Source organism: Haloquadratum walsbyi J07HQW2 (genome assembly GCF_000415985.1).
Taxonomy (GTDB): domain Archaea; phylum Halobacteriota; class Halobacteria; order Halobacteriales; family Haloferacaceae; genus Haloquadratum; species Haloquadratum walsbyi_B.
This window is the reverse complement of sequence record NZ_KE356561.1, coordinates 994,109-1,004,472: the sequence shown is the minus strand read 5'-3', so window position 1 is coordinate 1,004,472 and position 10,364 is coordinate 994,109. Positions and strand designations below refer to the sequence as shown.

Annotated in this window: 7 protein-coding genes, 1 tRNA gene and 1 other annotated feature (1 of these 9 cut by a window edge); of the genes, 4 read left to right on the top strand and 4 right to left on the bottom strand. The window is 45.5% G+C overall.

What is annotated here, in order from left to right:
* Window positions 1-379 precede the first annotated feature (379 nt).
* Together J07HQW2_RS04605 and J07HQW2_RS04600 are read left to right on the top strand one after the other, a co-directional pair.
* On the top strand, window positions 380-664 hold the full coding sequence (locus J07HQW2_RS04605) for a hypothetical protein (protein WP_021054212.1): 285 nt from the start codon (window positions 380-382) through the stop codon (window positions 662-664).
* Between the two features lie 437 nt (window positions 665-1,101).
* The gene (locus J07HQW2_RS04600) at window positions 1,102-2,397 is read left to right on the top strand and encodes an arylsulfotransferase family protein (RefSeq protein ID WP_021054211.1); all 1,296 of its coding nucleotides are present in this window, start codon (window positions 1,102-1,104) and stop codon (window positions 2,395-2,397) included.
* Between the two features lie 95 nt (window positions 2,398-2,492).
* On the opposite strand, the gene J07HQW2_RS04595 is transcribed toward J07HQW2_RS04600, so the two are convergent.
* Window positions 2,493-3,581, bottom strand: a complete 1,089-nt coding sequence (locus tag J07HQW2_RS04595; RefSeq protein WP_021054210.1) for a hypothetical protein — start codon at window positions 3,579-3,581, stop codon at window positions 2,493-2,495.
* A 377-nt stretch (window positions 3,582-3,958) separates the two neighbouring features.
* Between J07HQW2_RS04595 and J07HQW2_RS04590 the strand changes: the two genes are divergently transcribed.
* Window positions 3,959-4,591 carry a LysE/ArgO family amino acid transporter gene (locus J07HQW2_RS04590; RefSeq protein WP_021054209.1) on the top strand — a complete coding sequence of 211 codons (633 nt, stop codon included), beginning with the start codon at window positions 3,959-3,961 and terminating at the stop codon, window positions 4,589-4,591.
* Between the two features lie 421 nt (window positions 4,592-5,012).
* Window positions 5,013-5,372 carry a DUF8062 family protein gene (locus J07HQW2_RS04585; RefSeq protein ID WP_021054208.1) on the top strand — a complete coding sequence of 120 codons (360 nt, stop codon included), beginning with the start codon at window positions 5,013-5,015 and terminating at the stop codon, window positions 5,370-5,372.
* Between the two features lie 408 nt (window positions 5,373-5,780).
* On the opposite strand, the gene J07HQW2_RS04580 is transcribed toward J07HQW2_RS04585, so the two are convergent.
* The 3 genes from J07HQW2_RS04580 to J07HQW2_RS04570 form a co-directional block, all read right to left on the bottom strand.
* Window positions 5,781-5,854 (bottom strand) — tRNA-Tyr (locus tag J07HQW2_RS04580).
* A 51-nt stretch (window positions 5,855-5,905) separates the two neighbouring features.
* On the bottom strand, window positions 5,906-7,972 hold the full coding sequence (locus J07HQW2_RS04575) for a DEAD/DEAH box helicase (RefSeq protein ID WP_021054206.1): 2,067 nt from the start codon (window positions 7,970-7,972) through the stop codon (window positions 5,906-5,908).
* Between the two features lie 203 nt (window positions 7,973-8,175).
* The gene (locus J07HQW2_RS04570) at window positions 8,176-8,736 is read right to left on the bottom strand and encodes a TATA-box-binding protein (RefSeq protein WP_021054205.1); all 561 of its coding nucleotides are present in this window, start codon (window positions 8,734-8,736) and stop codon (window positions 8,176-8,178) included.
* Between the two features lie 918 nt (window positions 8,737-9,654).
* Window positions 9,655-10,364: a sequence feature (16S ribosomal RNA rRNA prediction is too short), on the top strand; it runs 69 nt beyond the window's last position.

Sequence of the window (10,364 nt, the reverse complement as noted above, 5' to 3'; positions counted from 1 at the left end):
GACTGGAGTTGACTGCTGGAAGCACAACTCACAGGAACTCCGAGTCCGTGTCGGTGTCCGTGTCCGTTGAGGTCTGCTGGACGCCCCAAGGCAAACCCAACTGTGGGAGTCCGAACACGATGGACGAGAGGATAGGAGTGGAGTGCCCGGGGACGGGGCTGGGCTTGGCACTCCCATCGCCAGCAGTCTCACTACACTCTACTCGCCACAGTCCACGAGCATCCCTACAGATTCTTCCTGTCTGGATGCTCGGTGGGACTACAAACCTGAAATCTCCAACACTCACACTCACGCTCAGGATTCCTCCGCCTAAAGCCGGAGGACGATGTCAAGCCGGTATGTGCATACTATTTTCATCTCTAATTATTTCTTATTGAGTATGTCAGATAACCTTGCTAGTGTTCCAGTAATCGTTCTTCACGACGATACTAGGACCAAAATCACTGTCAACAACGGCACCATCCTTCGTGATACTCTCCGTGATCATGGTTTCTCTCCGTACGGACATCTCAGTGAAACACTCAATTGTGGTGGGAATGGGCTTTGTGCAACCTGTGGTGTACGAGTGCGAATTCATGGCGATCAACAAAGTGACAGTCTTTATACTCAGGGCACGACCGTCTTGCGGCTCGATTTGGATATCCACGACTATCGTGTCAAATAACTATTAACGAGCCGCTGGTTGTGCAATTACTTCCTGAAAAATTACTCTGGGGTGGTCAAAAAAATCAGGAAGTTACCAATGATAACTGAATGTTGAACTAATACTGTATTCAGCAATTGTGGTCTCAATCTATACGCACAGTCGATGACTAATAGAATTATCTCGAACAGTCAGTAATCTTATCGAACAGTACTAGATTACTACATCAGTATAAAATGAATCTTAATATCGAATTGTGGACCATTCTGATATCATGTTCTTCAATGATGATGACCCACATATGAAGTGTAACCATACGATACGGTGTTGATATCGCTCCATTTTTTGACCGAGCTGAATATAACCCATGCTGTAGAATTGTAGTTTTATATACTGAGTAAAAATGTAATCATACGGTGGCATTAAAAAAATATCCTATATATTTTTGTATCTGTGTTATGATAATTTCTGCAGGTGTAATCTTTATCGACTTTGTTGACGGGTCAACTAATGAGCAAACAGCAGACGAAACATTAGAACAACAATCACAACTTCCATTCTCCGAGCGTGAGCAACTTATTCAACAGAATGATAACATTACTGTCATAACTGACCATCCTGGGGATCGATTGATTGCATTTGCACCCGATGGACGCTTACTTTATTATAACGACACATTCGATCGATATCACGATGTTGACCCGGTTTCAGATGGCTCAACTACAGTCGAAGTTGTCGGCGTTGAGTATCTTAACTTAGACAAGACACAGCAGTTCGTCAAGCGAATTAACCTGACAACAGGACACTCAGAGACAATATATACACATACCGTGCCACGAACCGGCACCCACCGATGGCATGACGTCGACCGTCTTGGATCCCAGAAATTAGTCGTTGCTGATATCTATCGGGATTCTGTATTCATTGTTAACACAACGACTGAAGAGCGGGTATATGAGTGGCATGCCCAAGATAGTTATCCGCTTACCGGCGGTGGTCCATGGCCGTATGATTGGACTCATCTCAATGATGTTGAAGCGCTCGCTGATGGTCGAATTATGATAAGTCTCCGGAATCAAGATCAAGTCATATTTATTCGCCCTGGTGAAGGGCTGCTTGAGGACTGGACATTGGGCACAGAAGATGAATATAGCACTCTTTATGAGCAACATAATCCCGATTATATTCCGAAAGAGCGGGGTGGTCCAGCGATTGTTGTTGCAGATTCTCAAAATAACCGAGTCATCGAGTACCAGCGCACAAATGAGAGCTGGACAAGAAGCTGGCAGTGGTCAGATACAGAGATGCAGTGGCCACGTGACGCTGATAGACTTCCAAACGGACACACACTGATCGCGGATTCAAACTCAGACCGGATTCTTGAGATTGACGAATCAGGTGACGTTGTCTGGAAGATAACCGGTGTGTCGAATTATGAGGCTGAACGACTAGGCACGGGAGATGAAAGCAGCGGTGGATCCTCAGCGACAGCACTTAGTTTAGAATCACAAGGACGGCGTGATAAACAAACCTCACGATTTGGACCTACTGTCAACTCAATAAAGAACTTCCTCAGATCTATCCTGCCAGCGAAAGTTATCAATGCAGTCTTAGTCGTCATCCCATCTTGGATGTCGCCACAATCAACCGGAGCACTCGTTTCAATTATCCTCACAGGTGGTATCCTTGTTGGATCGTTATTGAAACGGAGTCGGTATCGCTTCCAAAGCCCGATTACTAGAGAAGACGAGTAAGTATCATAATTTTGATTTTGATTAATACGGATTGTCCACTTTGGCTACCGAAGAGCGCGTATCACATCTGCTATCGGTACAATACCAAAACATAACTACGCCGTAGTCGTGAGTCGGGGACAACCGAGCTGCGTCGCAACCTCATGAGCACTGACAGCTTGAAGTGGTCCCAACTTTGCACTCACAAATGACTGAAGACATTCCGCTAACGCTTCGGGAGTAGTGCTGTCGCCAGCAAAATGTGACTCAAGGAGGGCCCGATAGTCTCGCTTAATAAGCCGCGTATCAACTCGGTCTGTTAGTGGTGTATTCGTAAGATCCCAATCTGCTCGCCACTCAGTCGGATCGCTCTCAATTGCGTCCGTATCAAATCGTGGATATTTAGCCGTTATATCAACTTCAAGTGATTGAGCCATCTTGATGATATCATCGTAGCCATGACGAACGCCAAGTCGTGATAAATTCGCATAGTAAAAACCGCCAAATATATCAGCACTTTCTCGATATAATATATTTCCATCATTGAGCTGCCGGTGCCGAGACGCCAGTAATTCAATTGGGTCGGCATTATTCCCCCAGGTGACTACCGTCTCTGCGTCCGTCTCCACTAAATCCTCAACAACGTGCTCAAGCAACACTCGTTCATCGTGGGTATCAGCAGCTGCTCGATGATACACCGGAGGGTCTGTTGACGTATCAAATGGGTCAATGCAAACTGCTGTTATCTCATATTTATCAGGAGCACCCGGAGAGATTGATTCCTCATTGGTAGTCGGAATAGCAGTGACTGTGAGTCCAATACGGTCAGACTGCTCACTAAGTTTTGGAATAGCCATGTTACTTGCAGTAGCACCCATAGACCCAGACGGAGAGTTCATTGTTGGAGGTTCAATGTGGGTGCAGTGTTTGTCACCTGATTTCACGCTGAACGCTGGGGTCCCTGCTGTGTGAACGCCGTGGGTCCGCGTTATTTGATCAAACTCATACCACTGCCCTTGTTGGTGCTCAACCGAATCATCTCCTGATGATAACTCAGTGATCGCAATTCGTGTCTGTGTCCGTTCAATATCCGTACAGTATAGGTTCATTGTATCATTGACCCCCGATGCTGTCGAAGGGACGATATGATCAACGCGAAGTTGCAAAGAATCTGGGTCTTCATGACTGAGTGTTCGAATACCCATATACGTAGTTGTGAGTGCTCGCCAGATATACCGGCTTTGCAAAAGCTGACAAACTGTAACATCTTTTTAGAGGATCCGTCTTTAGAGGTAAATCATCACTATTATACAAATATCTGAGTTTAACCTTTGGCTGATAAGATGAGATACTGATAGTCCATCTAAACCGGAATTAAACTCGTTAATTACTCATTATCACTGGTACCTTGGACATTAATATTCTTAATTTGACATATATAATACTACATCACATACTTCATTATGATGTTGAATTAACTAGCAAAATACTATATTATGCTCATATCAATGATCAATAATTTACCTACATTAGTTCGACAAAATGATCCCTTGAATTCGAATTAAACGCTCCATCATAAAATATGTATTTCAACGCGTTCATGCATGGAGTTGCGCTTGCTATTGGTCTCATTCTCGCACTTGGTCCACAAAACGTCTTTGTATTCCAACAGGGTGCAATTCAACCTAATATTACTCGGGCACTACCGACTGTCCTCACTGCGGGGCTATCTGATACATTACTCATTCTGCTTGGGGTGTTTGGCGTTTCAGCCGTAGTGATTGAGTTCGCGTGGTTACAGACAACTCTATTTGGTGTTGGATTTATACTGTTAGTTTATATTGGGTGGACGCTCTACACTGCTCCCGCGGTTGAGGTGAATCCATGCACAGAGGAGTTCCTTGGAATCCGCGAGCAAATCGGATTTACTGCATCAGTCTCATTATTGAATCCGCATGCAATCTTAGACACTGTCGGAGTGATTGGGACCAACGCGTTGACCTACGCAACCCCAAATCGGTGGGTGTTCACTGCAGGGTGTCTTCTTGTATCATGGACATGGTTTAGTGGGCTGGTTTTGACAGGCTGGGCATTTGGAGAATCAACAAATGCCGATTCACTGATGCAGTATCTCAACGTTATTTCAGCAGGTATCGTATGGATAGTTGCAGTTTATATGGGGTGGCAATTTATCGAATCACTTGCAGTCGTCTAACTAAATCATAACAAGCGTATGCAAAAAGCTGATATTATATATGATATCACCGCGGTGGTGACTATCATATTATAATTGTATCCAATAATGTTATAGGCGACATCTACAGTAACCACGATTACGATATCTGCAATCTATTATACTGTTCCATAATCTAGAGATAGGATAATTAGACAAAGCTGAATCTGATTAATTACTTCTCTACGCATGAACACAATTGCAGCTGTGCTTGTAATTATATTCTAAACCATATCGTGGAATGAACACCGTGTTCCTGTCCCCAACGAATAATCAATCTTAATCATAGATTGATCAGTGAGCGTACAATATTCTTATTTCTTATTTTGTCTTTTTGAGACTTAGTCTTCGATAATAAAAAGAAAAAATAAGGGCAGAAGTGAGTTGGAGTAGATGAATAAACATGGACGAGGATTCAACCGTAGATCAACGTGAGGAAGAAGCACCAACTGTCACGTGTTCACGATGCAATCGTGAATGGGATCTCCATTATGAACTTGAAGAATTATACGCTGGAAATCGAGCAGTCGAACAATTCGCGCTTGATCACAAACGACACACAGGTCACTTTCCTGATGAAACAACACCATGGGTCGTCGACTGTCGACACTGCCCGGATGCTGATAGATATCTTGAGGAACGACCAGCTCGTCGCTGGGCGAAGACGCATGCTCGTCACACCGATCATGTAGTCGAATTTCAACCGCCGGCTAAAAAGGGTTCAACTGAATTAATCGAATCTGATCAGCACGTAGAAAATTAACTCCACACAGCACTCTGATTGTTAAATTATCTTAGTATAAAGAGGAGATACAATAATGACGATGCGGAGTTAATAATGAATTCTTGAAAAAACCTGGTGAGTGTGATTTCCCAGCTTCTAATTCATCTGAGTGAGGGACCACAAAATACATTATCAATAATTATAGACTATACAATGGATCTTGGGGAGATGTCGTCACACGAAACTGCTCAAGCTCATATCTCGCGTTACTTTCCTCAAGATCTTCCATCATATGCACTTATTACTGTATAATGAACCCAAAATAAATCATATAGGATCAAAAAAGTAGACAGAGCAGACCGACTCCTGAATCATAAAGTAAATTCAATCTACTTCAGACCACACGACAGCACAGTTCCTCTCTGGTATCTTCGATATAACAAAAAGTCCGCCCTCCCCGATTTGAACGGGGGACAAGTCGATCTACAGTCGGCTGCTCTACCAAGCTGAGCTAAGGGCGGTTGTTATATTTAGCACTGCTTGGTAATTTAAACGTTACTCATCAATGCTGTTCACCGACTCAGTGATACATCTTCCTCAGCTACATTGCGTTCTGTTACACGAATACCTTTCTCAGCTAAGTGCCGAAGTTGACGTTGTGCGAACTCTTCTTCAGTTGTTCCCCGAGTGGCAAGAACGTAGACTTCTGCGCTTCCTGCCGGACGCATCGTCCGGCCTGCGCGCTGTGCACCCTGCCGTCGAGACCCACCGAGTCCTGATGCAACGACTGCTACCTCAGCGTTTGGAAGGTCAATCCCTTCATCACCGACACGTGATATAACAAGTGTTGATATCTCGCCCTCGCGGAACAACTCAAATACTTCATCACGTCGATAATGTGGCATCTCACCACTGACAAATGGAGCATCTACCGCATCCGCAAGTGACTCTCCGTGGTCAAGCCACTCAACGAAAACAAGAGCACTGGCATCAGAATGTGATTGAAGTAGCCTTTCGGTGGCTGCTATCTTTTGTGGATTTTCTGCGGCTAGTCGCCGACGGTCGCGACCATCAGCGTTTGCCCACTCATTTTGTGAAAGTTCATTCTTCCATGGAACGTATTGAATCTCCACATATGGTTCCTGTACGTATCCTTCCTCAAAGAGCGCCGACCAATCGGTTCCAATAGGTGGACCGACAAGCGTGAAAATCTCTGTTTCTTTATCATCCTCACGAACCGGTGTTGCAGAAAGCCCAAGCCGGTGTTTTGCCTGTAGGTCTGCACTCCGACGATACACCGCAGCGGGGATATGATGAACTTCATCATAAATAATCAATCCCCATTCTCGTGAATCAAACAATGATCTGTGTCTATCCATGCCAGCAGTCTGATAGGTCGCAATTGTCACCTGTCGTACTGTTTTATTCCCACCATGATATTCTCCGATTTGATCATCGCTCAGGTCAGTGTGCTCGGTCAGCTCCGCACGCCATTGTGAGGCAAGTTCTCGTGATGGAACAAGAATGATTGTCTCCCCGCCAATCGATGCTAACGCACCAATAGCTGTTACTGTCTTGCCAGACCCAGAAGGACCAACAAGAACACCCGCCCGCTGGTCAAGAAACCTATCAACCCAGTCTTGTTGATATGAACGCAACTCAGCTTCCAGTGTGACTGCAAGTGGCTCCCCAGTCTCAAGCTCTCTTTCATCAATCACAGGATATCCGGCTTCATACAACGTGCGTTTAATCGCTGCTTCAGCACCATCACGAACCCAACTTTGTGTGTCTGAAATCGGTGCAACGAGTTGCTCTTCATCAAGTTTTTGTTCTGCCACGTTCCCCATCAGGCTTTCTGACGCTGCTTCAAGTACTACGTACCCGTCGTCGTGTGTAAAAAGTCGAAATCGATTTGCTCGATTCCACTGTGTTTCGATCCAGGACTCTAAAGCTGGAACGCGTCGTGGAAGTGTCGATCGAACCGCTGATATAAGTGTTCCAAGATCATCAAACGGTGCCTGCCAAATATCCTCCTGGCGTACACGGTAAAGATATCCACGTGATTGTGGTCGTCGTGGTGTATGGGTCTTTGTTGTCGTATCAGAACTCTTGGTCATCGTTGTTTCATCGGTGCCGACCTCACTGGTGTCACTTTGATTTAATGTCTCCTCGCTTATGTGTGGTCCACGTTGCTCCATCGGCTTTCGTTCACCAGTAGTATCTACAAGATGTGCAAATTGGGTAAGTTGTGCACGCGTATACTGTGTTGGATTATCAACGATGATCTCCTGACGATCCGGAAAAACAACGATACGCTCACGTGTAGTCATCTCCGAAAACGATGCTGGGTAATACACGACTGGGTCATGATCGACCTTGACGCGATTGACCACCCCAGTATCAACCAACGTTGACAGTTGCTCTGTTGCTATTGCTTGATCCTCCGAAAAATACTTCGCGACAGTTGAAGCGGTAACAACAGGTTGACCAGCAGTCTCAAATACACCATACAGCTGGTCTGTCGACAGTGTATCTGGTGTCTCTGTATCAGTTGACTGCGTGTAATTATTTTCTTCAGCCTGTATATCTACAGATTCCGCAGGTTCCGCAGACTTATTAGATTCAGATTTTTCACTCATTGGTTGTATTACGTTGCTGTAGGAAAACCACTTGCGACATTATCTGCCACCCGATTACCAATCTTTATATCATGCTCAAATACGATCCCCGGGTTATTCAGACTACATTCAATATGTGTAAATGCACTTAGTCGAAAACCGAACCCAAAGTAACTACGAACAAAAACAACCTTTATGATACTAAATCAGCGACAATACTCAGATTAATTTAACAGACCAAGATCTTCAATCCGGTCAACAATCTCTTTGACTGCTGCTGCAGCATCGTTTGTCTGCTTTCCACCAGTAATCACAATCTTTCCGGATCCAAATAGCAGAATCACTACTTCTGGCTGGTCCATTCGATATACGAGCCCAGGAAACTGCTCGGGTTCATACTCGACGTCCTCTAATCCAAGTCCAATTGCTAGTGCGTTCAAATTTAGTGTGTGCCCAAGATCTGCACTCGAAACAATATTTTGAACGGTTATTTCTGGGTCCTCGTCGACAGGAATACTGAGCCCACGGAGCTTTTCAAAAATAATTCCAAGCGCATCGTGGACATCATTGATACTCTTTGCCCCTGTACATACAATCTTCCCTGAACGAAAAATAAGTGCTGCTGCCTTCGGTTCTTGCGTCCGATACACTAATCCGGGAAAATTATCAGGATTGAAGTCTGCTCCTGGAAGGTCTTCAGCGAGTGCTTCAAGATCGAGTTCCTGCCCGATCCCAGTCGATGCGACTACATTCTGAATCTCGATTGAGTCTGCCGGTGCACTCATACGTTGTCAGAGTGACGACCCGTATCCTTATAAAGACCCATTATAAGCAAAGTATATACTGATAATATTACTGTCATGAAATTTACTTACTAAATTCTTAATTACCGATATAAAAACACTATCGCCCAAGTCTCAATCAATATATTTCATACTCAAGCTAGCACAGTATGCACGAAAATGACATTAACTTATCAAAAAGAAATTAGCATTGATACCTGACCGCTCTCATTCACAACTTTTAGATTAATCAATATTGCTTCATACAATCGGTAACCAAACCGACGTGTGAATGCAAACCCAGTCTGATCGTAAAGACTAGTTGTGTACCTTCTTATCACCTAGACACAACATGTCATCGCTACACCTTCTCGGTATTATTCAGCTTACTTCCACATCAACGAACTTATATGCGACACTCACATTGCATATAATGCGAAGAACGCATGACTGTGGACGGTTCAATTCCGTTCGCACTCGCTGACTTCCAACTCAATCATCATCCTGGTTCAATGGGTTTATACCCATACACCAGTATTGTTTGATTGGACAGAAGATGAGGATTCCACCCCTGCGGTCCGCCGTACAGACGGAATCTGATGTTAGCTTTGGTGGTTCGGTGATACCTGTCTGGTGTCTCCGAACCACTCGGACCATGCAATGGTACTGCTAACTCGTCAGCTGATACAATCGAATCGTAATCGATATCGCGACACGTACAGTACACTGACATCACGTAACACAACACAACATAACGTGACGGTTCGTGTGTAATCCGTCAGTCAAGGTAACTTATCTCGACTGACACACCATGACACTCCCACATCAGGATATGTGTGACTGTCACATCGGTGATTCGTTACCACGAATCCCGCCACCTTTCCCTCCTCACAGTCTGTCTTACACGCTGTGAGGACTCCCATTCCGGTTGATCCTGCCGGAGGTCATTGCTATCGGAGTCCGATTTAGCCATGCTAGTCGCGCGAGTTTAGACTCGCGGCACCGAGCTCAGTAACACGTGGCCAAACTACCCTACAGATACGGATACCCTCGGGAAACTGAGGTTAACCCGTCATACCGATCTCAGGCTTGAATCGCAGAGATCACTAAACGCCCCGGCGCTGTAGGATGTGGCTGCGGTTGATTAGGTAGACGGTGGGGTAACGGCCCACCGTGCCCATAATCAGTACAGGTTGTGAGAGCAAGAACCTGGAGACGGAATCTGAGACAAGATTCCGGGCCCTACGGGGCGCAGCAGGCGCGAAACCTTTACACTGCACGCACGTGCGATAAGGGGACTCCGAGTGCGAGGGCATATCGTCCTCGCTTTCATGTACCGTAGGGTGGTACATCAACAAGAGCTGGGCAAGACCGGTGCCAGCCGCCGCGGTAATACCGGCAGCTCGAGTGATGACCGATCTTATTGGGCCTAAAGCGTCCGTAGCTGGCTGGGTAAGTCCGTCGGGAAATCCACTCGCTCAACGAGTGGGCGTCCGACGGAAACTACACAGCTTGGGACCGGAAGGCTCGAAGGGTACGTTCGGGGTAGGAGTGAAATCCTGTAATCCCGCACGGACCACCGATGGCGAAAGCACTTCGAGAAACGGATCCGACAGTGAGGGACGAAAGCT

What these genes read in the sequence shown, in the direction of transcription:
- J07HQW2_RS04570 (WP_021054205.1), bottom strand. Translation starts at nt 8,736, where the DNA reads ATGAGTGCACCGGCAGACTCAATCGAGATTCAGAATGTAGTCGCATCG.
- J07HQW2_RS04605 (WP_021054212.1), top strand. Translation starts at nt 380, where the DNA reads ATGTCAGATAACCTTGCTAGTGTTCCAGTAATCGTTCTTCACGACGAT.
- J07HQW2_RS04575 (WP_021054206.1), bottom strand. Translation starts at nt 7,972, where the DNA reads ATGAGTGAAAAATCTGAATCTAATAAGTCTGCGGAACCTGCGGAATCT.
- J07HQW2_RS04585 (WP_021054208.1), top strand. Translation starts at nt 5,013, where the DNA reads ATGGACGAGGATTCAACCGTAGATCAACGTGAGGAAGAAGCACCAACT.
- J07HQW2_RS04590 (WP_021054209.1), top strand. Translation starts at nt 3,959, where the DNA reads ATGTATTTCAACGCGTTCATGCATGGAGTTGCGCTTGCTATTGGTCTC.
- J07HQW2_RS04595 (WP_021054210.1), bottom strand. Translation starts at nt 3,581, where the DNA reads ATGGGTATTCGAACACTCAGTCATGAAGACCCAGATTCTTTGCAACTT.
- J07HQW2_RS04600 (WP_021054211.1), top strand. Translation starts at nt 1,102, where the DNA reads ATGATAATTTCTGCAGGTGTAATCTTTATCGACTTTGTTGACGGGTCA.